The sequence below is a fragment of the Hyphomicrobiaceae bacterium genome, from assembly GCA_041397645.1.
GTDB lineage: Bacteria > Pseudomonadota > Alphaproteobacteria > Rhizobiales > Hyphomicrobiaceae > Hyphomicrobium_B.
This window is the reverse complement of the sequence record JAWKWE010000004.1, coordinates 2419039-2442862: the sequence shown is the minus strand read 5'-3', so window position 1 is coordinate 2442862 and position 23824 is coordinate 2419039. Positions and strand designations below refer to the sequence as shown.

22 protein-coding genes are annotated in these 23824 nt (G+C 58.2%); 13 read left to right on the top strand and 9 right to left on the bottom strand.

The window, feature by feature from the left end; all coding sequences use genetic code 11:
• Positions 1 to 71 precede the first annotated feature (71 nt).
• A complete protein-coding gene (locus tag R3D51_11500) occupies positions 72 to 842 on the bottom strand; it encodes a DeoR/GlpR family DNA-binding transcription regulator (GenBank protein MEZ5900102.1) in 771 nt (256 codons plus the stop codon).
• Positions 843 to 1118: 276 nt separating this feature from the next.
• On the opposite strand from R3D51_11500, the gene R3D51_11495 reads away from it, so the two are divergent.
• The 7 genes from R3D51_11495 to R3D51_11465 all read left to right on the top strand — a co-directional run bounded on the left by R3D51_11495 (position 1119) and on the right by R3D51_11465 (position 7316).
• Positions 1119 to 2831 (top strand): ABC transporter substrate-binding protein, encoded by a 1713-nt coding sequence (locus tag R3D51_11495; protein MEZ5900101.1) that lies wholly within the window; start codon positions 1119 to 1121, stop codon positions 2829 to 2831.
• A gap of 105 nt (positions 2832 to 2936) precedes the next feature.
• Positions 2937 to 4001, top strand: coding sequence for an ABC transporter ATP-binding protein (locus tag R3D51_11490; protein MEZ5900100.1), 1065 nt, complete (start codon positions 2937 to 2939; stop codon positions 3999 to 4001).
• On the top strand, positions 4001 to 5092 hold the full coding sequence (locus R3D51_11485) for an ABC transporter ATP-binding protein (protein ID MEZ5900099.1): 1092 nt from the start codon (positions 4001 to 4003) through the stop codon (positions 5090 to 5092). Before R3D51_11490 ends, R3D51_11485 begins: the two co-directional genes overlap by 1 nt.
• Positions 5089 to 5952 (top strand): sugar ABC transporter permease, encoded by an 864-nt coding sequence (locus tag R3D51_11480; GenBank protein ID MEZ5900098.1) that lies wholly within the window; start codon positions 5089 to 5091, stop codon positions 5950 to 5952. Before R3D51_11485 ends, R3D51_11480 begins: the two co-directional genes overlap by 4 nt.
• Entirely contained in the window at positions 5952 to 6749 is a 798-nt protein-coding gene (locus R3D51_11475; GenBank protein MEZ5900097.1) for a carbohydrate ABC transporter permease, read from the top strand. The genes R3D51_11480 and R3D51_11475 overlap by 1 nt, the downstream gene beginning before the upstream one ends.
• A 15-nt stretch (positions 6750 to 6764) precedes the next feature.
• Positions 6765 to 7058 (top strand): DUF2160 domain-containing protein, encoded by a 294-nt coding sequence (locus R3D51_11470; GenBank protein MEZ5900096.1) that lies wholly within the window; start codon positions 6765 to 6767, stop codon positions 7056 to 7058.
• Positions 7059 to 7130: 72 nt separating this feature from the next.
• Complete coding sequence (locus R3D51_11465; protein MEZ5900095.1) at positions 7131 to 7316, top strand: hypothetical protein; 186 nt, start codon at positions 7131 to 7133, stop codon at positions 7314 to 7316.
• A gap of 359 nt (positions 7317 to 7675) precedes the next feature.
• On the opposite strand, the gene R3D51_11460 is transcribed toward R3D51_11465, so the two are convergent.
• From R3D51_11460 to R3D51_11445, 4 genes are all read right to left on the bottom strand, one after another.
• The gene (locus R3D51_11460; GenBank protein MEZ5900094.1) at positions 7676 to 9013 is read right to left on the bottom strand and encodes an O-antigen ligase family protein; all 1338 of its coding nucleotides are present in this window, start codon (positions 9011 to 9013) and stop codon (positions 7676 to 7678) included.
• Between the two features lie 163 nt (positions 9014 to 9176).
• Positions 9177 to 10691, bottom strand: a complete 1515-nt coding sequence (locus R3D51_11455; protein MEZ5900093.1) for an undecaprenyl-phosphate glucose phosphotransferase — start codon at positions 10689 to 10691, stop codon at positions 9177 to 9179.
• A 107-nt stretch (positions 10692 to 10798) separates the two neighbouring features.
• Positions 10799 to 11914 carry a glycosyltransferase family 4 protein gene (locus R3D51_11450; GenBank protein ID MEZ5900092.1) on the bottom strand — a complete coding sequence of 372 codons (1116 nt, stop codon included), beginning with the start codon at positions 11912 to 11914 and terminating at the stop codon, positions 10799 to 10801.
• 56 nt (positions 11915 to 11970) lie between these two features.
• Complete coding sequence (locus R3D51_11445; protein MEZ5900091.1) at positions 11971 to 12627, bottom strand: polysaccharide biosynthesis/export family protein; 657 nt, start codon at positions 12625 to 12627, stop codon at positions 11971 to 11973.
• A 209-nt stretch (positions 12628 to 12836) separates the two neighbouring features.
• Here R3D51_11445 and R3D51_11440 point away from each other — a divergent pair, with 209 nt between their 5' ends.
• From R3D51_11440 to R3D51_11425, 4 genes are all read left to right on the top strand, one after another.
• Positions 12837 to 15047 carry an exopolysaccharide transport family protein gene (locus tag R3D51_11440; GenBank protein ID MEZ5900090.1) on the top strand — a complete coding sequence of 737 codons (2211 nt, stop codon included), beginning with the start codon at positions 12837 to 12839 and terminating at the stop codon, positions 15045 to 15047.
• A 158-nt stretch (positions 15048 to 15205) separates the two neighbouring features.
• Positions 15206 to 16285 (top strand): polysaccharide deacetylase family protein, encoded by a 1080-nt coding sequence (locus R3D51_11435; GenBank protein MEZ5900089.1) that lies wholly within the window; start codon positions 15206 to 15208, stop codon positions 16283 to 16285.
• Between the two features lie 75 nt (positions 16286 to 16360).
• Positions 16361 to 17110, top strand: coding sequence for a TlyA family RNA methyltransferase (locus R3D51_11430; GenBank protein ID MEZ5900088.1), 750 nt, complete (start codon positions 16361 to 16363; stop codon positions 17108 to 17110).
• The gene (locus tag R3D51_11425) at positions 17103 to 18335 is read left to right on the top strand and encodes a class I SAM-dependent RNA methyltransferase (protein MEZ5900087.1); all 1233 of its coding nucleotides are present in this window, start codon (positions 17103 to 17105) and stop codon (positions 18333 to 18335) included. The genes R3D51_11430 and R3D51_11425 overlap by 8 nt, the downstream gene beginning before the upstream one ends.
• Here the strand turns inward: R3D51_11425 and R3D51_11420 are convergent.
• The gene (locus R3D51_11420; protein ID MEZ5900086.1) at positions 18332 to 19039 is read right to left on the bottom strand and encodes an NAD-dependent deacylase; all 708 of its coding nucleotides are present in this window, start codon (positions 19037 to 19039) and stop codon (positions 18332 to 18334) included. The genes R3D51_11425 and R3D51_11420 overlap by 4 nt on opposite strands.
• A gap of 72 nt (positions 19040 to 19111) precedes the next feature.
• Between R3D51_11420 and R3D51_11415 the strand changes: the two genes are divergently transcribed.
• Entirely contained in the window at positions 19112 to 19774 is a 663-nt protein-coding gene (locus tag R3D51_11415; GenBank protein ID MEZ5900085.1) for an ATP-binding protein, read from the top strand.
• Positions 19775 to 19792: 18 nt separating this feature from the next.
• On the opposite strand, the gene aroC is transcribed toward R3D51_11415, so the two are convergent.
• A complete protein-coding gene (gene aroC, locus R3D51_11410; protein ID MEZ5900084.1) occupies positions 19793 to 20881 on the bottom strand; it encodes a chorismate synthase in 1089 nt (362 codons plus the stop codon).
• 750 nt (positions 20882 to 21631) lie between these two features.
• Here aroC and R3D51_11405 point away from each other — a divergent pair.
• Positions 21632 to 21964 (top strand): hypothetical protein, encoded by a 333-nt coding sequence (locus R3D51_11405; protein ID MEZ5900083.1) that lies wholly within the window; start codon positions 21632 to 21634, stop codon positions 21962 to 21964.
• 73 nt (positions 21965 to 22037) lie between these two features.
• Here the strand turns inward: R3D51_11405 and R3D51_11400 are convergent, their stop codons facing one another.
• Both R3D51_11400 and R3D51_11395 read right to left on the bottom strand, forming a co-directional pair.
• A complete protein-coding gene (locus R3D51_11400; GenBank protein MEZ5900082.1) occupies positions 22038 to 23264 on the bottom strand; it encodes a biotin/lipoyl-binding protein in 1227 nt (408 codons plus the stop codon).
• Positions 23265 to 23267: 3 nt separating this feature from the next.
• Positions 23268 to 23726, bottom strand: a complete 459-nt coding sequence (locus tag R3D51_11395; GenBank protein MEZ5900081.1) for a hypothetical protein — start codon at positions 23724 to 23726, stop codon at positions 23268 to 23270.
• Positions 23727 to 23824 lie beyond the last annotated feature (98 nt).

The window sequence follows — 23824 nt, the reverse complement described above, 5'->3', positions numbered from 1 at the left end:
GCTCTTCCTGACGAACCCGGCGCGCGTCGGCCGGGGCTGAGAAGCGAAGATTATCGCAAGAAAACGAAATTTCAAGCCGATCCAGGCAGGGCAATCTCAACTTTGTGCTCCCGGCAGATGGCTGCGAGCGCCGGAGGCGGTGCCCGGTCGGTTACGAAATAGTCGATTTCCGATAGATGACCGATGCGTACGGGCGCAGTGCGCGCGTACTTCATGCTATCGGCAACGAGTATGGTATGGCGGGCGCATCCAAGGATCGCCTTTGCGACTTTGACCTCGCGATAGTCGTAGTCCAGTAATGAGCCGTCCTCGTCGATGGCGGAAGTGCCGATGACCGCATAGTCGACCTTGAATTGGCGGATGAAGTCCACGGCCGCCTCGCCGACGACGCCGCCATCCGAATGGCGCAACACCCCACCAGCGACGATGACCTCGATGCCTGCGCAGCCGATTAAAATGTTTATAACATTGGTATTATTAGTGATTACCAATAGCCCATGACGATGCCGCAGTGCGGTGGCGACTTGCTCTGTCGTGGTTCCGATGTTGATCAAAATCGAAGAGTTGTCAGGAATGAGCGCAGCCGCCCTTACGCCGATCAACCGCTTCTCCTCCGTCGCCAGCTGTCGCCGCGCTTCGTAGCCGTAGTTTGCAACGCCGGAGGCGATCACCGCGCCTCCGTGGTAGCGCTGCAGAACGCCTCGTTCGCATAGGTCATTCAAGTCCTTGCGGATCGTTTGCGGTGTCACTGTGAAGCGTTCTGCCAGCGTCTCGACGTCGACGCGACCTTGCTCGCGTGCGAGCCGGACGATTTCCTGTTGGCGCGGTGAAGTGGTCAACATTCGAAGCTCTCCCTGTCCGGTTATGGTAGCGCGCAATATTCGTTTTTTCAAGTTTTCGAGTGCATTCGAAAGTCTTGCGCCGCACAATCTCTCTGCTGCAATGCCGCAAAAAAGCCAGCGGACAACGCATCAAATTGCGTTTTTTCGTTTGATTTCCGTGCTTTCATTTTTCGCTAGGGCTTTGCGATTGACACGCGTTTTGTTTCACTTGATAGTTTTAAGCTCTCTGTGCCCTGGGAGGTGAAAAAAATGAGGAAACGCATATCCGCCGTAGCAATGATTGCTGCGGCCATATCTTTGTCCGCCCCGGCGTTTGCCGGCATGGACGAAGCCAAGAAGTGGGTCGAAAGCGAATTCCAGCCTTCGACTCTGTCCAAAGAAGAGCAGATGAAGGAGATGGAATGGTTCATCAAGGCCGCCGAGCCCTTTAAAGGGCTCGAGATCAACGTGCTGTCGGAGACCATTCCGACGCACAGCTACGAGTCGGAAACGCTGGCAAAAGCTTTCACCGAAATTACCGGCATCAAAGTCAATCATCAGCTGCTCGGCGAAGGCGAAGTCGTGCAGGCAGTGCAGACCCAGATGCAAACCAACCGCAATCTCTATGACGGCTACATCAACGACAGCGATCTCATCGGAACGCATTCGCGGTTGCAGAGCGCTGTGAACCTGACGGACTGGATGGCGGGAGAAGGCAAGGACGTTACCAACCCAGGGCTCGATGTCGACGACTTCATCGGCAAATCCTTCACTACCGGCCCGGACGGAAAGCTCTGGCAGATTCCAGATCAGCAGTTCGCCAACCTCTACTGGTTCCGCAAGGATTGGTTTGACCGCAAGGACCTCCAGGAGAAGTTCAAGTCCAAGTACGGCTACGATCTCGGCGTTCCCGTCAATTGGTCGGCATATGAGGACATCGCGGAGTTCTTCACTAATGATGTGAAGGAAATCGACGGCGTGCGCATCTACGGGCACATGGACTACGGCAAGCGTGCACCCGACCTTGGCTGGCGCATGACCGACGCGTGGCTATCGATGGCGGGTTCGACTTCGCCTGGCCTACCCAACGGCCGTCCCATCGATGAGTGGGGCATCCGCATGGATAAGGGAAGCTGCAATCCCTCCGGCGCATCGGTGGCGCGCGGCGGCGGCACCAATGCTCCGGCTTCCGTGTTTGCCATCGCGAAGTGGGATGAGTGGCTGCGCAAGTACGCACCTCCCGGTGCTGCCGACTACGACTTCTATCAGTCGCTGCCGGCTCTGAGCCAGGGCAACGTTGCTCAGCAAATCTTCTGGTACACGGCCTTCACCGCTTCGATGGTCGCGCCCAAGAAGGATGGCAACAATACAGTTGATGACGCCGGTAAGCCGCTGTGGCGGATGGCGCCTTCGCCGCATGGTCCGTATTGGAAAGAAGGCATGAAGCTCGGCTACCAAGACGCCGGCTCATGGACTTTGTTCAGATCAACTCCGGTCGATCGTCGAAAGGCAGCTTGGCTCTATGCACAGTTCGTCATCTCCAAGACGGTTGACGTAAAGAAGAGCCATGTGGGTCTGACGTTTATCCGCGATAGCACGGTGAACCATAAGTCCTTCACGGACCGTGCCCCCAACCTTGGCGGCCTGGTTGAATTTTATCGTTCGCCAGATCGGGTGAATTGGACGCCAACCGGCATCAACGTGCCTGACTATCCCAAGCTTGCGCAGCTTTGGTGGCAGCAGATCGGCGATGTGAACTCCGGTGCATTCACGCCTCAGCAAGCCATGGATCGTCTCGCGGGCGAGATGGACCAGATGATGGCTCGAATGGAGGCGGCCGATAAAGCCAATAAAACCTACGGCGGGTGCGGCCCGCGTCTCAATCCTGAAAAGAAGCCCGAGGATTGGCTCGGCAAGCCTGACGGCCCCGCCGCCAAGCTCGCCAACGAGAAAGAACCGGGCCAGACGATCGCCTATGATGAGCTGATCAAGCGTTGGACCAAGAACTAGAGGTCAACAACGCAAATGCGATTGTACCCGGGGCGCTGACCACGTTGGCGTGCCCCGGGGTTTTTCATCCCGTACGATCAGAGCGTTCCAAAAAGCTCAGAGGCCATGTCGCTAGAACTAAGAAACATAACCAAGCGCGTTGGCGCCGATACCTTCATCTATGAAACAAATCTGGTGCTGCCGGATAACAGTTTGAATGTCCTGCTCGGCGCGACGCTGGCTGGTAAGACTACACTCATGCAGATGATGGCCGGGCTGGAAAAGCCCACGAGTGGAGAGATATGGTTTCGCGGGGAGAATGTAACCGGCGTTCCTGTGCAGAAGCGCAACGTCTCTATGGTCTACCAACAGTTCATCAATTATCCGAATTTCACGGTCCGCGAAAATATTGCAACTCCCCTGCGAGTTGCCGGAATGAGCGTCCAGGAGATTAACCGCCGCGTCATGCAGGCTGCTGAGCTTTTGCGTCTGACCCCGATGCTGGACCGCAAGCCGTCACAGCTTTCGGGCGGTCAACAGCAGCGCACGGCAATCGCTCGTGCTATCGTTAAAGACAGCGATATCATCTTGTTCGACGAGCCCCTCGCCAACTTGGACTACAAGCTGCGAGAGGAATTGCGCGACGAGTTGCCGAAGTTGTTCGCGGAGCGAAATTGCATTGTCGTTTACGCAACGACAGAGCCAGCAGAAGCCCTGCTGTTCGGCGGCAACACGGCAACGCTGCATGAAGGCCGTATCACCCAATTTGGCCCAACTGCAAAAGGGTATCGACATCCAAAGGACCTAGCCTCGGCGCGGGTGTTTTCCGATCCACCGATCAATACCCATGCGGCAGTCAAGACGAATGGCCAGTTAAAGCTTTCGGATGGCCCGCAATGGGCGCTCGGCTCAGCGGCGCGCAACATCCCCGATGGGGATTACACCATCGCGATAAGGCCTCACCACGTTACGAAATCTAGCATCGCCGCCAACTCAGCAACTATCGCGGGGCGCGTGTTGATTACCGAGCTTTCGGGGTCCGAGAGCGTTATTCACTTCAAAGTAGGCGATGAGACCTGGGTTTCACAATCGCATGGCATACACCCTGTCGAGGTCGGCACGCAGACGCAGCTCTATGTCGATACCGATCAGATCCTCTACTACAAGCCAACTGGGGAGCTGGCCGGCTGATGGCAAAAATTTCGTTTCACGAGTTGGCGCACGCTTATGTTCCCGAACCGTCTGCACCGGAGCACTGGGCGCTGAAGCCTATGACGCTAACGTTGGACGATGGCGGCGCGTATGCTCTGCTGGGACCATCGGGCTGCGGTAAGACGACGTTGCTCAATTTGATTTCGGGGTTGCTCATTCCAACCAAAGGCCGCATCGAATTCGACGACGTCGACGTCACGCACAAGACGCCGGAAGAGCGCAACATCGCGCAGGTGTTCCAGTTTCCTGTCATATACGACACCATGACGGTGTTTGACAATTTGGCATTCCCTCTCCGCAATCGCGGCGTCGATGAAACAACCGTCGCCAAGCGGGTGGATGAAATCGCCGGGATGCTCGACCTGTCCGGCACGCTGCGGAACCGGGCTTCTGGTTTGACGGCGGATGGAAAGCAGAAGATATCGCTCGGGCGCGGTCTGGTGCGTTCGGACGTCAACGTAATCATGTTCGATGAGCCGCTTACGGTGATCGACCCGCATTTGAAGTGGGAGTTGCGATCCAAGCTCAAGGAATTGCATCTGCGTATCCGACGCACCATGATTTATGTCACGCATGATCAGACCGAGGCGTTGACCTTCGCGGATAAAGTGGTCGTGATGAACGATGGCGAGGTAGTGCAGATCGGAACACCGGTTGAGCTGTTCGAGCGGCCGCACCACACTTTTGTTGGCCACTTCATCGGATCTCCTGGCATGAACCTCATCGCGTGCGAGGTGTGCGATGGTCAGGCATTGGTCAACGGCACAGAGATCGCGACGGAAAATGCCAACAAGTACCGAGGAGGCGCTCAAACGCTTCAAGTCGGCATCCGCCCGGAATTTGTGAAATTTTCTACCGATGGCCTACCGGTGCAGGTGACCAAAGTCGCGGATGCCGGTCGCTTCAATATCGTATCGGCCCAGGCTGGAGATCAGCCGCTGAAAATTCTCGTGCGCCAAGGAGCGGCCATTCCGTCCGACAATGCAAAAGTTACCTTTGATGCATCACGCGCACGGATCTATGCCGATGGTTGGCTCGTCGGCGATGCAGCGCGAGGAGCTGCCCGATGAAAAAGACGTTCGACAACAAGGCGTGGTTTCTCGTTCTGCCCGTCTTCCTGATGGTGCTTTTCAACTCGCTGATCCCTCTGATGACCGTAGTCAACTATTCGGTGCAGGAGACGTTCGGGAATAACGAATTCTTTTGGTCGGGCACGCGCTGGTTCGAACAGGTGCTGCACGATAGGCAATTCCACGAGTCGCTTCAACGTCAGTTGATTTTTACCGGCTTGGTCTTGGCCATCGAGATACCGCTTGGGCTTGCCATCGCGCTGTGCATGCCGCGCAAAGGGCCGTGGGTATCGGTTTGTCTTGTGCTTATCGCGCTACCGCTGCTGGTGCCGTGGAATGTCGTTGGCTCGATGTGGAACATCATGGCGCTGCCAGATATCGGGCTACTAGGAAAGGCCATCAACGGTTTGGGCATTCCCTATAACTATACGCGCCAACCGTTTGCGGCCTGGTTCACGACGGTGCTCATGGACGTGTGGCATTGGACATCCCTCGTCGTTCTGTTGTGCTATGCAGGCCTCGTTTCGATTCCCGACGCCTACTATCAGGCGGCTCAGGTGGACGGCGCCTCGCGCTGGTCGGTGTTCCGCTATATCCAGCTTCCGAAGCTCAAGCACGTGCTGACGATCGCGATCCTGCTCCGCTTCATGGATAGTTTCATGATCTATACTGAAGTCATCGTTCTCACCGGGGGCGGTCCAGGCAGCACGACGAAGTTTCTGTCGATCGATTTGGTTCAGAAGGCGCTTGGGGGATTTGACTTGGGCCCGGCCGCAGCGTTCTCGATCGTCTATTTCCTTATTATCCTGTTCCTGAGCTGGCTGTTCTACACGCTGATGATGCGTGGGGAGGCGAAGTGATGCGCTGGCGCTATTTCATTCTATTCGTCTACATTCTGTTCTTGATGCTGCCGATCTATTGGCTGCTCAATATGTCGTTCAAAACCACGAACGAAATTCTGGGAGGGTTTAGTGCCTTCCCGCGCGAGTTCACGTTTGCGAGCTACAAGACAATTTTCACAGATCCGAGCTGGTATAACGCCTACATAAATTCCATCACGTACGTTCTGATAAATACCGTGATTTCTGTAATGGTGGCGCTGCCCGCCGCATATGCCTTCTCGCGATACAATTTTATCGGCGATAAGCATCTTTTCTTCTGGTTGCTGTCCAATCGTATGGCGCCTGCTGCCGTGTTTGTGTTGCCATTCGTCAATCTGTATTCCGCGGTGGGGCTGTTTGATACGCCTTGGGCGGTCGCCTTGGCACACACGCTCTTCAACGTGCCGTTAGCGGTGTGGATCCTGGAAGGATTCATGTCCGGTGTGCCCAAAGAATTGGACGAGACCGCTTACGTCGACGGCTATTCGTTTCCAAGCTTCTTTGTCAAAATCTTTATTCCAACAATCGCTGCAGGCATCGGCGTGGCGGCATTCTTCTGTTTCATGTTCTCGTGGGTCGAGATGCTTCTAGCCAAGAACCTCACGTCGGTAGCTGCAAAGCCAATCGTTGCGGCCATGACGAAGACGGCGAGCACATCCGGCTATGAACTTGGTCTGCTTGCTGCCGCTGGCGTTTTGACACTTATCCCGGGTGCGATCGTCATCTACTTCGTGCGCAACTACATCGCCAAGGGCTTCGCGCTGGGTCGCGTCTAGGACAAGGAGATAGACATGGAAGGCACGACATTCTTGTCCTGGATGGCCTGGACCGTACCAACTGCGCTCTTCTTCTTGTTCATCGCGTGCTGTCTGATCGCGATGACAGTTTGGGAGATCCTGGTGCCAGGCGGCGATCCACGTCACGGCGTTCTTGGACTTGATACAACCCGGGGAGATCGGCTTTTCATTTCGCTACTGGGGAGCGCGTTCATTTGCCTGGCGTGGCTCGGCATGTTCGGTGGCAATCTGTGGCCGGCGGTGGCGGTTTGCGTGCTCTACGCGCTTGCAGTTTTTCGCTGGGTTTAGTCCGAAAACGGTGTTCAGTGGCAAGATTCATGCTTCGCAAATGGCATAGTCTCAACACGGGATCATGATGCCATGGGAAGCGCACACTTTCGCAACTACGTCTCGATGATCAACCGCATCCACCTCGTCGAATTGATCGACGTGCACACAACAAAGCGCACGCAACCCAAATTCCGCGCATCTCTTGTCGTCAATCCGTTGACAGGCGTTCCCTATCCTTGTCAGCAGCATATACCGGCGACAAGCGCGGTTGCTTGATAAATTGCCTTGGTGCCGCAAGGTGCCTGTCGGCGCATCCAGAAATACGAAAGAGCGCGTCATCCCGAGATAGGAATGATGCGCTCTTTGTACTTAGTGTCTCGCATTGGTTGGGCCTGAGGTCGCTGCTAGCTTCACAATGGAGCCATGTCGGCGGTTTGGCGGGTGGCTAGGGTCGGGCCGATTGTCGATGACGGACGCCAGAGGCTTTAAGATCCGGCCGCGTCGTCGCGCAGGGCGGATGAACAAGATTGACTTTGCTAAAGCGTTGCGGCCGTCCGCGATGATGCGGCCCGGTCGTTTACCTTCTGACGCTGCTGCATCATTCGTGCGCGTGCCTAGAGTTATCCGGCCCTGTGTCATCCGGCGATGTATCCGTGCGTTTGAAGACGTCCAATTCGCGTGCCGGCCCGAGAGGGAGTTGCTATGCGCGGCATGCGTATGCGCTGGCTTTCGCCTGCGCTCGCGCGGACCGCAGAGGCGCTTGTCGCTCCCCAGATCAAAGCCATCAGCACATAGAAGTGGCGCCAATGGTCGGTATCGATGATGATTCCCTCGGCTGCGTTGGCCGCGAAGGTCGCAAATGCAATCAGGACGAATGGCTGCCAGGGTGTACGCTTGAAGCACTGGCGCAGACCCAGAGCCAGGGTCGACAACACCATGATGAGATACAGCCCCGATCCGAGCCAGCCCGTTGCCAGTGTAACGGTGAGGTAGACGTTGTGCGCTTCCTCGTGATGGTAGAACGGCGAAAACTGCGCGGCACCGATGCCAAGCGGATTATCAAGTATGAGGGCGCGCGCCTTCTGCTGTCCACCGAAGCGACCTTCAGGGCCCACGTCGTAGCTCTGCGTTACGCTGGCGCGTTCTTTGACCAGACTGGCGACACTGTCGTTTTGCAGCGCGCCTGCAACGACGCCTCCGAGCGCGGCGGCACACAAAATCGCCAGAAGCGCAATCTTCTGCCGCCTGCCGTTGGTTGGCGCAGTGAGGAAAGACAGTCCCAAATAAATACCCGCTGAAACGACGAGGTTTATCCAGGCACCGCGCGAGAAACTCAAGAAGACGGCTAGCGCCAGGAGTCCTGCCAGCATCAACGGCGGCAAGGCGCGCCGCAGGGAACCTTGAAGTGCGATGTGAACGGCATACAAGATCGGAGGTACTAGGAACGGGCCGAACACATTGGGGTCCTTGAACGTGCCAGACGCACGTCCGAATTTTGTGAATATTTCAGCGTTGGGAACGAGTGAGAAGTAGCCGGCGATGCCTGCCAGAGCCGCGATCACGGCGGCAACGGTGATGGCGCTGAAAATGAGCTTGATATTCTCGACCGGGCGAACGGCGATAAATCCGGCGATTGTGAAAGTGAAACCGCCCAGGAACAAGGAGACGAGAGTGTGGGTCACCGCCTTGGACGTGTCTTCAGCGAAAGTGGCAGAGACCAAACCGGTTGCCGCTATTACCGCTGAAACGAGGAGAAACAGAGCAAGCAACTTTGGTACGCGCACCAGGCCGATGACAGGCAGAAGGACCATGAGGCCGAGTGCCATACCATCTGTGGGGCAAGGCTCGGAAAACACCACGCCACTCGAGGCGAAGGTCAGCCAAACAAGGGCAAGGGCAGCCGTGTGAACGAAGCTGCGCGGCCTTTCGGTGGCCTCATCAATGCGCAGCACGCTAAGTGATCGTTCCAACATGAAACCCTCAAAGGCAGTGTTCTTGTTCGCGCCGTTAAGGATGCAAGGACCGGGCCCCAGCTGGTGATGTTAAGCCGGGCCAAGACTTGGGGTGAACAAAACGTAAAGCGGCGGATCATTCCGCCGCTTTGTTCAATTCCCAGGCATAAAATTGCGTCGCGGTTCAGTAGGCGTTCTGCGTCGACAACAACGACATGGGCGTCTTCAGCAGAATGTAGAGATCAAAGAACACGCTCCAGTTCTCGATATAATACAAATCGTGCTCGACGCGCTTTTCGATCTTCTCTCGCGTATCGGTCTCGCCGCGCCAGCCGTTGATCTGCGCCCAGCCGGTAATGCCTGGTTTCACTTTGTGGCGGGCGAAGTAGCCGTCCACGACTTCGTCATAGAGTTCTGTGCCCGCCTTGGCCTGTACAGCGTGCGGGCGCGGACCAACAAGCGACAGGTCGCCCAGCAGCACGTTAAAGAGCTGCGGCAACTCATCGAGGCTGGTCTTGCGGATGATGCGGCCGACACGGGTCACGCGCGGATCGTCCTTGGTTACGAGCTTGGCAGCCGCGGCGTCGCAGCGGTCGGTGTACATCGAGCGGAACTTGAAGACTTCGATGAGCTCATTGTTGAAGCCGTAACGCTTCTGGCGGAAGAGAACGGGACCACGGCTGTCGAGCTTTACCGCCAGCGCGACGAGTGCCATGACGGGCGCCAGGAGCGTCAATGCGGTTGCACCGACGATCTTGTCAAAAAGCCACTTCGAGATCGTTCCCCAATCCGCGATGGGCTTGTCGTAGAGATCGATCATGGCCACTGAGCCGACGTGCGAGTAGGTGCGCGGGGCAAAGCGCAGGCCTGTGGCGCGAGCAGGCATTTTGATGTCGGCGGGCAGCACCGAAAGCACCTTCGACAGCTGCAAAAGCCTATTTTCGGCCGTAAGCGGGAGCGCGACGATAACCAGGTCGAGGCGCGTGGTGCGGCTGAAAGCAAGCAGATCATTGACGCTGCCAAGTCGCGGATAGCCGCCAACCAGGCGCGGTCCGCGCTTGTCGTCACGTTCGTCGAAGATGCCGGCAATGCGCACGATCTGATCGGTATCGGCCTCAAGCTCGGCAATCAGCTCTTCGCTGACGGGGCCCGCTCCGTAGATCACGGCGCGTTGGTAGAGGCGGCCGTTTGCGGCCAAGGAACGCATAATCCAAGCGAGGATCGCGCGGTCGGCGATCAATGTGGTTGCGCCCGCAACGTACCAGGTTGCCAGCCAGACGCGCGAGACGTGTGCACCGATCTTCAGCAGGAACAGCGCGACGATCAGGGCCGCGAAGGTGGCGCTCCAACCCAGCATAATGCGCGGAACGTTGCGCATAACCGAGGAGAAGGTGCGCAGGTTATAAAGACCTAAGAGCTGGAAAGTGATTGTCGTGATAGCACCGGTTGCGACGATCGCCGTCATGTAGCGCGCGCTGCCGACGATCCCAGGTTCGTTCACGTAGGCGATAGCGATGAACAGACCAGCCAGGGTGATGAGGACAAAATCCATCGCGCGCACGCTGCCACAGACGACCACCGGCGAAATGCTTGACTTCGGGTTTGCGCTAGCGTCGCAGAGGCGAGCGGTGGCAAGCGCCAAGCGCGGACGATAAGTGTTGGAGTGGTTTGCCGGGAGAGTTTGAAGAGTGGCAGGCATTTTCAGTCTCGAGTGTTCAACATTGCGATTTCGAGACTTGAGCAAGCATTCCGTGTGCCAATGGAGGTTAACACACGAGCTTTGAGACGCACCGCCGCGTTGTTAGGTTAAGCATCTCTTAATGCGTAGAACGCCAGCACGGCATCGGCCATGGCCGAGACCGTGAATTTACTCGCGACGTTGTCTTTCAGCCGCTGGGCGCGTTGTGCTGCGGCTTCTGGATGATCAAGGCATTCGCGCATGGCCTTCACCAATGCTGGAACGCTGGCTGGAGGAATGAGCTCGCTGTCGGTTCCTGTGGTGATTTCAGGAATTCCGCCGACGTCGGTCGAAATGAGCGGCACCCCTGCAGCCGCGGCTTCCAGCACAACGTAGGGGAAGCTTTCGGCCAAGGATGGAACAACCATTGTCCTACCCAGGGACAACGCGGTGCGGGCAGGTAAGGCTCCGGTGAATCGCAAACGGTCTTGAAGACCGAGTTCCGCCGTCTTTGCTTTGAGTTTGGCCTCCTCCGGCCCCGATCCCACGATTGTCGCGGTCACTGGCGAACGCTCGTTGAGCTGCGCCAGCGCATCGAGCATGTGGTCCATGCCTTTGATGGGGCGCAGCTCACCGATGAAGAGGAAGTCCGTGGCGTCCGGCTCAGGCGTGTGAGCCATGAAGTCGCCAGGGCGCAGGCCGTTATGAATGACGCGCTGTGGTGCCGGTCCATTGCCGACGCGATCACAATAGACGCGGGCCGCATAGGCGCTTTCAAAGATCAGTCCGTCTGTGAAACGCTCCAAAACGCGTTCTAAACTCAGCAGGACTGTCGACTGGGCAGTACCGGGCCGATAGTTCAATGTGCCGCCATGCGGCGTATAGAACGCCTGCACGGGTTGGCCTTGTGCTCGTAACGCCCGACGCGCGAGACGTGCATAGGCGCCGCCCTTTGCTCCGTGGCCATGCAACACGTCGAGGTTCAGCGGTCTGGCGTGATCGAGGGTTGCGCGCGCGGCTTTATAGTCGCCTAAACCCGGCTGCCGGCTGATCGGAATGCGCGCGACGCCGAGCGTCAACAAGGGCGCGATCTCAGCGAACTGGACGCTGGTCAGAGCATTCTGAACCGTACTGTCCGTCAGCAAACCCACGTCATGACCGCGGCGGGCCTGCTCGCCAGCGAGATCAAGAACATGGCGGAACAATCCGCCGATGGGTGCCCTGAGGCAGTGGAGAATACGCATGGCGTTACCCTGGCCAGGACTCTGGCTCGGTTCCGAAGGACTTTCCTATCTGGGTCTCAGAGGAACCTTTCAAACACGTAAACCGTGTCGCCAGCCTTCACGACGTAATCGCCGGGTGCTTCGATCTGTTCAACCAGACCGTTAATGCGGCGCGTAATACGAAACGTCCGTTGGCTTGCGCGTTCAGTGTAGCCGCCAGCAATGGCTACCGCCGTCTCGACGGTCATGCCGGAGACGTAGGGGTATTGGCCCGCGTTGCGAACTTCTCCCAGAATGAAGAACGGGCGGTTCTGCTGGATATCGACGGTGACGTGGGGATCCTTGACGAACTCAGAGCCCAGTCGCGCGCGGATGGTCGACTGAAGCTGTGAAGTGGTCTTGCCGCGTGCGCTGACATTGCCGATGAGGGGAACGGCGATCTTGCCCTCGTGGTCGACGATATAAAGCCGCGACAGATTGGGTTGGCCGTAGACAAAAATGCGCAGCCTGTCGCCGGTGTCGAGCAGGTAAGGGCCATCTGTGTCGGCGACCGCGTGCGGACCGGCCAGTTCGACGGGCAAATGGGTAGGCTCACCCCAGGCGACTTGGTGTGCTTCTTCCACAACGACGGGTGGGGGCGGTGCGCCGTAGTCGTCGGCAGGAAGCGGATTCGACACCAGCAGGGGCTCGGAGAAGAGGTTGCCGCCCGGTACGCCAGCACAGCCAGCAAGCATGGCAGTAGCCGCCACGGCCAAGACCCTTAAGCGCACACACATGACAGACTCTTCCCGACTTTCAGAATACGAACATCCTCAAGTTAGTCTCCGAGGGTTAAGAAAGGCTGAGCACGCGCCCTTTTTTGAAACGGTTAAGCCGTTGCTAACCTTCAGGCTTCTTTATTAGCGACTCAGAACACTCCCCTCAGCCCATGCCGAGTCGACCCATGCCCGCACGCAGTGAAGCGTCTCCTGACGACATCGAGATGAGTACGATATTCGGGGCTTTGCGCCGTAGCTTGCCTCGTCTCGTTCTCTGTAGTGCCGCGGTCGGCGCGCTCGCTTACGGCGCTCTGATGCAGGTTGCACCGAAATACCAGTCGCAGGCTGAACTTGCGATCGTCGCGAAAGGAGCTTCCAGCAGCTTCGCAGATCCCAAAACATCGTCGCCAGATTCGCTGACGGTGAAGATGGACAAGGAGGCGATCAACACGCACGTGCGCGCGCTTCAGGCCCCCGAGTTGGTCTCCAAAATTGCTGACGAACTCAAGTTGAAGGACGACCCTGAATTCAATAACGCGCTAGGTCCCATAGATATGCCCGATAAGCTGATGCGCATGGTTGGCATCGGCGGTCCGCGTCCGGGAGAGAGCGAGCACGACAGAGTCCTCAACGCGCTCTTCAGGCAAATAGAAGTCTATTCCGCAAAGGAGAGCCGGTTTATCGGTGTGCGGGTGTCGTCTATCAAACCGCCCCTGGCGGCCCAAATCGCTAATCACCTGGTGGAAGCCTATCGCAACTCGCTTGCCTCGGCTGCTGCTGAAGAGGTTGATGAGCAGCAGACGGTTCTCAAAGGCAAGATCGACAAACTGGTGCCCGAAGTGGCCGCAGCTGAGACCGAGGCTGAGCGCTATAGCGGCGAGATCAACGTCTTTAAGGGTGGCGCACAGAACACCGGCCTCAATGAGCAGCAGCTTTCGGAGCTGACCGGGGAACTCACGAAGGCGCAGTCTGCGCTGGGTGAGGCGGAGGCTCGGGCCAAGTCCGCGCGCGAAATGGCGAAGGCCGGATCGGCAGATGCGCTGCCTGACGTGCAGAAGTCGCCTCTCATTCAGAACCTCGTGCAGCAACGTGTGCGCATCGAGCGGCAGATCTCCGAGCTTTCAGCAACCCTTCTGCCTGGCCATCCGCGTATGCGTCAGCTCAATGCCGATCTTTCGGGATTGAAGCGGCAGATCTCAGTTGAAGTCGCAAAGCTCGTCGAGGGCTTGGAAAAAGAGGTCAAGGTTGCGCATGACCGCGTTGCCCAGATCACAGCAAGTCTTGAAGAGGTCAAATCGCGCGTCGTGAGCCAGGCTCCCGAGGAGGCGAAGCTGCGTCAGTTGCAAGCCAATGCAAAAGCAAAGCGCACCGAGCTTGATAATCTGCAGGCCCAGCTCGAAGCCAATCGCAAGCGCCTCGACACACGGGCTCAGCCGGTCGAAGCCCAGGTCATTTCAAAGGCATTACCGGCCAGCTTCCCTATCTCTCCGAAAAAGGGACAGACGGCGGCTTTGCTGGCTTTTGCCACGCTCCTGCTGGGAACGTTCTGGACGATCACCCGGGCGCTCTTTGATGGCGCGCGTAGCGGGGGCACAAGCGCGGTTCCGGTTCAAGAAGCCGTTGAGTTGAAGGCCGAACCGACCCTGAGCGCCAAGCCTTCGCCTAAAGCGGTGGCGGGCGCCGCGGCTGGAAAAACAAAAGCTCCAGCCTTGTCGGCCCCAGCATCCGAGCCCAGCAATGAAGGTGGGGAGCGTTCTGTCGCTGAGATTTCAGCGCGCCTCAGTGCCGCCACACCGGACCAGGGCGGATTCCGCACGTTGGTCACGGGCGAAACGCCCAACGTCAAGAACGTGGGGCGCGACGCAATCGAGTTGGGTAAGGCGATCAGCGCGAGCGGGGGGCAGGTTATCGTCGTCGATTGGAGTCCCGGTGTACAATCCGGCATAGCAAGCATGACCGGAATGTCAGCTGATGTTGGGCTTTCGGAGTTGCTCTCGGGCCAGGCGACGTTTGGGGACATCGTGCAGCGTTTGCCAGAAAGCCGCGTGCACTTCATCGGCAGCGGCGCTCCGATCAAGCAGGTCGATAAGATCGATCCCGACCAGCTCAATCTCGTGCTCGATGCACTCGATGAGGCGTACGATCACATCATCGTCGCTGGTGCGCATGACGATGCGCGGATGTTGTTTGAGACGATCGAGGGCCGCTTCGACGCGGGCATCCTGTTGCCGGATCCCAAGAAAAAGCCAACCGTCCTGCAGGACGCGCCTGGAACGTTCCTGGGGTTTGAGGTCGCGGGCATCGACATTCTGACGATGTCGCGCGCGGTGCCGACGGGCGTGCCAACGCAGCGGCTCCTGCGCGCCACGCGCAAGGTGGCCGGTGAAGCGGCCTGATGTCCGACTGCAAACTCTGATATCAAGATCGTTAACCAAGTCGGCAATGCCACGGGCGGATTTACCGTCGTGCGCACACATCTTGCAAGTCGGCATTTACTTCGTCGATCCATAGGTCGGCGTATCTAAATTCTGTGAGTTGGCCGATTACAATGCTGATGAATTCCAGGAGCTTCCTGAAAGCGGCGCTGAGCGCTATGCACTACACCGGGGTCGATGAGCTAATTGCTCCGTTTACCAGCGGCAATGGCGTAATTTTCATGCTCCACCACGTTAGGCCTGAGCAAGAAGAAGGCTTCGCACCCAACCGGATTTTGCAAGTCACGCCCGAGTTTCTTGAGAACGTTATTGTCCAGGTGAAGGCCGCCGGATTCGACTGCATCTCAATCGACGATGTCCCAGAACGGCTCAAGTCGCGCGACAGCGAACGTCCCTTCGCGGTCTTTACCCTTGACGATGGCTATCGGGACAATCGTGATCACGCCTACCCGATTTTCAACCGCCACGACGTTCCCTTTACGATTTATGTTCCCGCCGACTATGCGGACGGAAAGGGAGACTTATGGTGGCTGACGCTTGAGGAAGCCCTCCGCCGTCTGCCGCGGGTCGAGGTCGACTTGGCTGGTGATATTCACGAATATGATCTCGAAACCGACGCGCAGCGCACATCGGCCTTCGATACAATCTATTGGCGGCTACGTGATCTGCCCGAGCACGAGGCTCGCTCCGTCGTGACCGAGTTGGCTCGTGCGGCGAACATCGACAAGGCCGCCCTGTGCCGAGATCTCGTGATGACGTGGAAGGAATTGCGCGAGCTTGCGGTCGATCCTCTGGTTACGATCGGGGCACATACTATGGGCCACTATGCTCTTTCAAAGCTTGATGCGACCAAGGCCCGCCAAGAGATGGCGGAGAGCATCGCGCGCATTGCAGACGAACTCGGCAAGCCATGTCGCCACTTCAGTTATCCATACGGTTGCGAGTCTTCAGCGGGTGAACGCGAGTTCGAGATGGCGCGCGATCTGGGGATGGCAACTGCTGTGACGACGCGCAAGGGGCTGATCCACACCCATCACTACGATGAACTCACGGCACTGCCGCGCCTCTCGCTCAACGGCGATTTCCAGGATGAGCGCTATGTGAAGGTTCTGCTGTCAGGGGCGCCTTTCGCGCTTCTTAACGCCGTGCAGAGGCTGAGGCGTCAGACGTATGAAACCCCAAAAGCCATCGCGAGTTGATCTCTTCGCCGCACATCTTGGATGTTCTCGTTTTTTGGCTTGACCGGATGACGCCCGAGGGGTGATGCAACGGCCATGTCAGCGCCTGCTTCAACCCGTCTCGATCTCAGGATGCTTGCCGAGGGCCTTGTTGGCAGTCGAGCACGGGCGCGTGACCTTATTCTGCGCGGGTTTGTCATGGTCGATGGCGTGCCTTGCGCGAAGCCTGCTCAGACGGTTCCTGCCGGAGCCTCGGTCACGCTTGCTACCGGAACACCTGAGTTTGTGTCGCGCGGGGCAGAAAAGCTCGAAGCCGCGCTCGAAGCGTTCGGGTTCGATCCGTCCGGGCGTGTAGCGCTGGACGCAGGAGCTTCAACCGGTGGATTTACCCAAGTTCTCCTGAAGCGGGGCGCAAAGCACGTTTATGCCGTCGATGTCGGGCGGGCTCAGCTCCATGAGGGCTTACGCACGGATTGCCGCGTAACGAGTATCGAGGAATTCGATATTCGACAGATTAGTGCCTCTCACGTCGGCGCGCCCATAGAAGCGCTGGTCGCAGATCTTTCATTTATATCGCTGATCAAGGCCCTGGACGCAGCGATGAAACTAGCGGCACGTGGGGCATTTCTGGTGGCGTTGATCAAGCCGCAGTTTGAGTTGACGCCCGCCGACATTGGCAAAGGCGGGATCGTGCGCGATGAAGCGGCGCGCGCCCGAGCGGTGGAAAATGTGCGTGCATTTGTGGAAAAGCAGCCGGGCTGGCGCGTCTGCGGTGTGGTTGTCTCCCCGATTGCAGGTGGATCGGGCAATGAAGAGTTCTTGCTCGGAGCTTTGAAGGATGTCTGAGGTTCGCGAATTCGAGATTACCCGAGTGGGTGCCCAAGGAGACGGCGTTGCGGATACTGAGGAGGGAAACATCTTCGTACCCTTCACCCTCGCTGGCGAAAGAATACGCGCTAGTGTCGATGGCACTGCGGGACATCTTATTGATGTCCTCAAGAGCAGTGGAGATCGCGTCGTCCCGCCTTGCAGGCATTTTACTGTTTGCGGGGGGTGCGCGCTTCAACACATGGATAAACCGGTTTATCTAGCGTGGAAGAAGGAACAAGTTGCGGCCGCGTTTCGTGCGCGCGGCATAGATGCTCCGCTCAATGACGTCGTTGCTTGTCGTGGGGCGCGTAGGCGGGCGGTGCTCAGCGCGCGCGGCATCGGTTCTGGCGTGCTTTTGGGTTTCCACAAATCCGGCTCACACGATCTCGTCGATCTTGATGAGTGCAGCGTCCTGCGCCCGGAGATCGTGTCGGCCTTCCCGGCCATGAGAGAACTGGTGGCGCCAGTCTTGTCACGACGCGGCGAAACGCGCGTTATCGCAACGTGGACGATGGGCGGGCTGGATGTGGCTCTGGAGGATGTGGCGGCGAAGCTGACACCGGAATTGTGCGCCGCGATTGCTAACGTGGCGTCTGCGGCGAGGATTGCGCGGGTCAGCATCGATGGTGATCCGGTTTACGAGGGGTTGACGCCGTCACTTCGCTTCGGCCGCGCGGAGGCTGTGCCGCCACCGGGTGGCTTCTTGCAAGCAGTGGCCGAGATGGAAGACGTTCTGGCGCAGTTGATTGGCGACGCCGTGGGAAAATCGAAGGCGGTGGCTGATCTATTCTGTGGAGTTGGAGCATTTACGTATAGGCTCGCTGAGCGCGCCAAAATTTTTGCGGCCGACAGCGATAGGCGCGCCATCGCAGCACTCAACACGGGATTGAAGAAGGCAACGGGTCTAAAACCGGTCGAGGCGTGCGTGCGCGATCTATTTCGCGAGCCGCTCTCGGCAACAGAATTGCGCGATTTCGATTGCGTGGTTTTCGATCCGCCACGCGCCGGAGCGGATGCGCAGGCAAGAATGCTGGCAAAGTCGAAGGTCAAGACTGTCGTGGCAGTCTCGTGCAATCCAGCAACTTTGGCCCGTGACGCTCGGACACTGATAGATGGTGGATGCCGTCTGGAAAGCGTGACGCCGGTGGATCAATTTCTCTATTCCGCGCACATTGAAGCGGTGGCGATATTCCGACGCTAAGCGTTCGTCGCGAGCAGGCGCGCGACAAATGCAGGAACGACCTGCGTTGCTGGTCCGTAGATCGCTTCGGCAAAAAGGCTCGCGCCCTGCGATGGTTCGAGGTTCAACTCGACGGTGTGAGCGCCAGCTTCGCGCGCGGCGGCGACAAATCCGGCAGCGGGATAGACGTTTCCACTGGTCCCGATGGAAATGAACAGATCGCAGGCCAGAAGCAATCTGCCGATCTTCTCCATGTGATAGGGCATCTCGCCGAACCAGACGACATCCGGCCGCATGCCGCCTGATTGGCCACAGGCAGCACAGAGCGTTTCGACTGACATGTCGCCGGTCCACGGCTGGCGATCCTCGCAATGCGCGCACAAGGATTTCATCGCCTCGCCGTGCATATGGATCAGCCGTTCTGTACCAGCCGCTTCGTGCAGGCAATCGACGTTCTGAGTAACGATGGTGGTTCCGGGATGTTCGCGGCTCAATTTACCAAGGGCGAGGTGCGCGGCGTTCGGCTTGACATCCGCATGGGCACGGCGGCGCATGTTGTAGAAATCGTGAACGAGGGTGGGATTCTTTTCAAAGCCTTGCGGGGTAGCTACGTCGCGCCAATCGTACCTCGACCAGATGCCGCTGGAGTCGCGAAATGTGGATAGTCCACTTTCGGCTGAGAGCCCCGCACCGGTAAGCACGACGATGGACTTGTACTGCGGCATAGCTTGGGCTTTCGTCGTTGGGCCGGAAGGGTTAGTTGATGCAGGTACGGCTATAGCCTCGGAGCGCATGGTTTGAAAACATTATTGAGCTGGTCGAGTGGGAAAGACAGTGCCTGGTCGCTGCATGTCTTGCGGCAAGATACCAGCATCGAAGTTGTGGGACTCGTCACGACGGTCAATGCCGCCTTTGATCGGGTTGCCATGCATGGCGTGCGCAGAGAAATCCTAGAAGCACAAGCCGAGGCGGCCGGACTTCCTCTCCATGTCGTGGAGCTACCGTGGCCATGCTCGAACGAAGACTATGAAAAGCGCATGGGAGCCTTCGTTTCCGAAGCACTCGCCGCAGGCGTGGAGGCGATGGCGTTTGGCGATCTCTATCTGGAGGACATCCGCAAGTATCGCGAGGACAAGCTGTCGGGTACAGGGTTGAAGCCGCTCTTTCCGCTGTGGCTGCGCGATACGCGCGCGCTTGCAGATGAAATGATCGCGGGAGGATTGGAGACATGGATCTCCGTGGTCGATCAGAAAAAGCTGGACGCCTCTTTTGCCGGTCGCCGGTTCGATGCCTCGTTCCTTGCGGATCTTCCGGTGGGCATTGATCCATGTGGAGAGAATGGGGAATTCCACTCCTGCGTCACGGCAGGGCCGATGTTCTCGAAAGCCGTGTCGGTCAAAACGGGAGAAACCGTCGAGCGCGAGGGATTTGCGTTCGCGGATCTCGAGCTGTGTCACTGAGGACGAAGAACGGTTTTCTCAGCTCCCGCACTGCCCTCGATGGCGCAAGAAATGATCGGCGAGCACGATTGCCATCATCGCTTCACCGACGGGCACCGCTCGGATGCCGACACACGGGTCATGCCGCCCTTTGGTGACGACATCTGTATCTTTGCCGTTGCGGTCGACGGTCTTCCGCGGCGTGAGAATGGATGAGGTGGGTTTGACCGCGAACCGGCACATGACGGGTTGCCCTGTCGAGATCCCGCCTAGGATTCCCCCAGCGTTGTTGGAAAGGAAGTGCGGTTTCCCGTCGTTGCCCATTCGCATTTCGTCGGCATTCTCTTCACCCGTCAGTGCTGCCGCCGCCATGCCAGCGCCGATTTCCACGGCCTTGACCGCGTTAATCGACATCATCGCGGATGCGAGGTCCTGATCGAGCTTGCCGTAGAGCGGGGCGCCCCAACCAGCCGGCACGCCTTCGGCCACGACCTCGATCACCGCGCCGACGGATGAGCCATCCTTGCGAACCTTGTCGAGGTAGGCCTCCCAAGTTGCAGCAGCTTTCGCGTCGGGACAGAAGAAGGGATTGTTGCCGACTTCGTCCCAATTCCAGTTGGCGCGATCTACGGCGTGAGGCCCGATCTGAACGAGGGCGCCGCGCACGGTGACGCCGGGCACGACCTTGCGTGCCAGCGCGCCTGCCGCCACGCGGGAAGCGGTCTCGCGCGCCGAGGAGCGGCCGCCCCCGCGATAGTCGCGGATGCCGTACTTGGCATCGTAAGTGTAGTCGGCGTGCCCGGGGCGATATTTTACTGCGATGTCTCCGTAGTCCTTGGAGCGCTGGTCAACGTTCTGGATTTCGAGCGCAATCGGTGCGCCGGTCGTCACCTGCCGCCCTGCGTCGTCCGTGAAGACGCCGGAAAGGATCCGCACTTCGTCGGGTTCGCGGCGCTGGGTCACGAACCGAGACTGCCCCGGCTTGCGCTTGTCGAGGAAAGCCTGGATCTCGTCAGCTTCGAGCGGGATACCCGGCGGACAGCCGTCGATCACGCATCCAATCGCCGGGCCATGGCTTTCACCCCAAGTGGTGATACGGAAGAGGTGACCGAAGGTGTTGTGAGACATCGAAGGGCTGCTTGTTGAAAATGCTGGCGAATGCCCGGCTGCGACCCGCTAGGTGCGCCATCTGTCCAACACAAGTCGTGTTGCAGCCATGCTTCACTCTTCCTCTTAGGTGCCGACACCGCGCCCGGCAAGCCTTCTTGCTGGGCAATTTGCGTGACAAGCGCGCGCGACGCAGATTATTTGGGCAACAGTACTGCGTTCGCCGTAGGTTCCACGCTTGCAATCATGGTCTTTACGGCATGACCAGACACGTCCGCATCGCATCAGCAACTTGACCGAGCACGCACTTCTGCCCGAACGCAGCCTGCGTCGCATCGAAGGATCAGATTGAGGAGCGCTGTGGTCCTTGCGGTCCGAAGTGGACCGAAGTCCTGCGTAATTCGTAATGAAGTCCAAAGTGTTGCCGCTCTCAAGGCTACCTTTTGAGCGCGCATTCAGGCGGTTTGTGTGTCCGGACTGAGCACCTGGACCCGCGAACGGCCCAATAAGTGATGCTCCTCTAAGAGAGGGGCGAAAAGAGCCGGAGAGCCGCTTCTCCGGCTCTTTTTATTTTGTCGCTCGCTCAGCGATTGAGATTGTCAGCAGGGTCGTGGCATCGTTCAGCTCTGCCCGGTTGCCACCGACGTCGGGGCCAAGACACAAGGGCCATGACACAAGGGCCATGACACAAGGGCCATGACACAAGGGCCATGACACAAGGGCCATGACACAGGGGCCATGACACAGGGGCCATGACACGGGGGGCATGACATGGCGAACATTGCTCGGTGGAGTGCTGCTGCGGTGCTGGCTTCAACCGTGGCGTTGAGCGGTTCGCGCGTGGCCCTGGGTGAGCCTGGTGTGACGTCAGCTGAGCCCATGGTTGAACCGGTTAAGCGGGTGGCGCCCAAGACGCCGGACTTGAGCCCGTCGAAGTCCGATAAAAAGCCTTCGAGCAACGCAGGCTCCAACAAGCCGCGCAAGGTGGATCTCGTCGGAGCAAAGCCGAATTGCGATCAGGGCTACGCGCCTGACAGCGCAGGCAAGAGCTGCGTGAAGATCGCTGGAGGCAAGGCTAAGAAAAAATCCGGCAAGAAGAACTAGCGCCTGACCAAACCGTCTCGCGATCTGACGGGAATGGCGAAGCAAAGTCCCGCCACTACCAATTTACTCGGGCTCAGTGTCCCGTCAGAACCAGCGTCTTGATCGGGATGATGAGCGCTTGCACGCGAAGCAAGAGGGCATGTACGACGCCCGTTGCGTCGACCATGTGCAGAGACAGGCTCTTTAGAAAGCCGGACTTGGCGATTTCCTCTTCATGATTGGAGTACACGTTCGCGACGCAAGCGCTGCCTGGCGTTACTTTGTCCAAGCCGCCTTCATAGAGTGGATCGAGAGCGACGGTTAGCGTGCCTGGGCGCGTAACTTGCTGGCTGTCTACGATCTGGTCACTGGCGCGAAATTGACCGGCTGCGATTACTTCTTGCACATCGGTGACAACCATGGGGATGACGGCCAAGGGGTTTGACATGCAGACGGCTTCAGCCGCCATCCCCGGCCGGATGACCTGGGCTTCGAGCTGGGAAAAGCCAGCACGAAGCCGGCGCTTCCCATTGAGCCCTTCAGGAACAAGGATGCCTGCAGGACGGAAGGGGTTTACATAGTCGCCGACCTGCAGAACGAACTGTACCACGGTTCCCGAGACTCCCGCATAGACCTTGGTTTTCTCCAGATCCACCTCAGCCTGCTGAAGGGCAGCCTCCGCAGTCGCCTTCTGTGCGATCAGAAGGCTCGACACTTTGTCCTCCGCGGCCTGCTTTGCGGCCTCTGCCGCGGCAAGGCTGCCCTTACGCGCATCGACAACGTTTTGAAGCTTCTCCAGTTCACGTGTGGCTACGACGTCGGCATTGCGTTTTCTCAGTTCCGCCTTCGTGTCGTACTCATCGATAGCCTGCTGCAGAGCGCCCTTGGCCTGCTGAATCTGCCCCGCCGCCCCGGTAATCTCCGAGCGCGCGACAACCATTGCGGCATCCAGTTCCTTGATTGATCTCTTCGCGGACTCGACGGCCGCTTCCTGCCGGCTGCTCTCCAACTTGAAGATCAACTGCCCCTGCTTCACCTTGTCTTCAAGCTGAACGTAGACCTCTGCCACACGACCGTTGACTTCCGGGATGATCGGAATGGTGCGGTAGAACGAAGCGACGTTGGTTGATGAAGGGTGGAAGTAGAAAATCGTCGTGATCAGCAGGATGGTCAAAATCAGACACGCGGTGAGGCCCCAGCGAAGCTGATACCAGACCGAATAAACCGTGATCTCATGGCCGATCCGCTTGCCTTCGTAGTAATGGCGATAGAGGTAATCGGGGAGGACTGTGAGCAGGGAGCACAAGAAGAGTTCAAGCATCTTTTAGGCCGTCTCCTTCCCGGCTTTGTCCGTAGCTTCAGATTCGGCTTTGGCGGTTTCTGGCGAAGGGAGGCTTTCGGCAGTCTCAAAGGCCAATTTGGGCTCGCGAGGCGCCTCGATGCCTGCGATTTTTTCGAGCGCGCGGGAGATTCGCCCCAGCGGCGTGGCAAAATCTGGAAGGTCGATCAGCGCCAGCAGAAGCCCGGCAACCCAAAACAGGTGGACGTGCGTGAACAAGGACAGCAGTCCGAGCACAGCGACGATTTCGAACTGGAGCTTTTTGTGCCCAAGCCTCTCAGGCAAAGAATGGAGAGTGAAAAACATCACCCCTAGCAACGCCACGGCGCCGAGAAGGCTTAAAGCTGCCAGCGTCATCAGAGGATCTGAGCCGTCAGCCCCAGGTAGAAACCACGGAACGTGGTCAGTCAAAGAGGCATGAACGCCGGATTGGGAGTCGTCCATGTCGTCCCCTCTTGACATGAATTGATAACAGAGCGGCCGAGCCAGCGCGCGCCAGCCTATAACTTCACGGGACCGAACTGCAAGACATTGAAGTCGGA

What these genes read in the sequence shown, in the direction of transcription:
- R3D51_11475 (MEZ5900097.1), top strand. Translation starts at nt 5,952, where the DNA reads ATGCGCTGGCGCTATTTCATTCTATTCGTCTACATTCTGTTCTTGATG.
- aroC (MEZ5900084.1), bottom strand. Translation starts at nt 20,881, where the DNA reads ATGTCTCACAACACCTTCGGTCACCTCTTCCGTATCACCACTTGGGGT.
- R3D51_11465 (MEZ5900095.1), top strand. Translation starts at nt 7,131, where the DNA reads ATGGGAAGCGCACACTTTCGCAACTACGTCTCGATGATCAACCGCATC.
- R3D51_11400 (MEZ5900082.1), bottom strand. Translation starts at nt 23,264, where the DNA reads ATGCTTGAACTCTTCTTGTGCTCCCTGCTCACAGTCCTCCCCGATTAC.
- R3D51_11430 (MEZ5900088.1), top strand. Translation starts at nt 16,361, where the DNA reads ATGTCAGCGCCTGCTTCAACCCGTCTCGATCTCAGGATGCTTGCCGAG.
- R3D51_11440 (MEZ5900090.1), top strand. Translation starts at nt 12,837, where the DNA reads ATGCCCGCACGCAGTGAAGCGTCTCCTGACGACATCGAGATGAGTACG.
- R3D51_11460 (MEZ5900094.1), bottom strand. Translation starts at nt 9,013, where the DNA reads ATGTTGGAACGATCACTTAGCGTGCTGCGCATTGATGAGGCCACCGAA.
- R3D51_11445 (MEZ5900091.1), bottom strand. Translation starts at nt 12,627, where the DNA reads ATGCTTGCTGGCTGTGCTGGCGTACCGGGCGGCAACCTCTTCTCCGAG.
- R3D51_11490 (MEZ5900100.1), top strand. Translation starts at nt 2,937, where the DNA reads ATGTCGCTAGAACTAAGAAACATAACCAAGCGCGTTGGCGCCGATACC.
- R3D51_11420 (MEZ5900086.1), bottom strand. Translation starts at nt 19,039, where the DNA reads ATGCCGCAGTACAAGTCCATCGTCGTGCTTACCGGTGCGGGGCTCTCA.
- R3D51_11450 (MEZ5900092.1), bottom strand. Translation starts at nt 11,914, where the DNA reads ATGCGTATTCTCCACTGCCTCAGGGCACCCATCGGCGGATTGTTCCGC.
- R3D51_11480 (MEZ5900098.1), top strand. Translation starts at nt 5,089, where the DNA reads ATGAAAAAGACGTTCGACAACAAGGCGTGGTTTCTCGTTCTGCCCGTC.
- R3D51_11435 (MEZ5900089.1), top strand. Translation starts at nt 15,206, where the DNA reads ATGAATTCCAGGAGCTTCCTGAAAGCGGCGCTGAGCGCTATGCACTAC.
- R3D51_11395 (MEZ5900081.1), bottom strand. Translation starts at nt 23,726, where the DNA reads ATGGACGACTCCCAATCCGGCGTTCATGCCTCTTTGACTGACCACGTT.
- R3D51_11470 (MEZ5900096.1), top strand. Translation starts at nt 6,765, where the DNA reads ATGGAAGGCACGACATTCTTGTCCTGGATGGCCTGGACCGTACCAACT.
- R3D51_11405 (MEZ5900083.1), top strand. Translation starts at nt 21,632, where the DNA reads ATGGCGAACATTGCTCGGTGGAGTGCTGCTGCGGTGCTGGCTTCAACC.
- R3D51_11500 (MEZ5900102.1), bottom strand. Translation starts at nt 842, where the DNA reads ATGTTGACCACTTCACCGCGCCAACAGGAAATCGTCCGGCTCGCACGC.
- R3D51_11425 (MEZ5900087.1), top strand. Translation starts at nt 17,103, where the DNA reads ATGTCTGAGGTTCGCGAATTCGAGATTACCCGAGTGGGTGCCCAAGGA.
- R3D51_11485 (MEZ5900099.1), top strand. Translation starts at nt 4,001, where the DNA reads ATGGCAAAAATTTCGTTTCACGAGTTGGCGCACGCTTATGTTCCCGAA.
- R3D51_11455 (MEZ5900093.1), bottom strand. Translation starts at nt 10,691, where the DNA reads ATGCCTGCCACTCTTCAAACTCTCCCGGCAAACCACTCCAACACTTAT.
- R3D51_11495 (MEZ5900101.1), top strand. Translation starts at nt 1,119, where the DNA reads ATGATTGCTGCGGCCATATCTTTGTCCGCCCCGGCGTTTGCCGGCATG.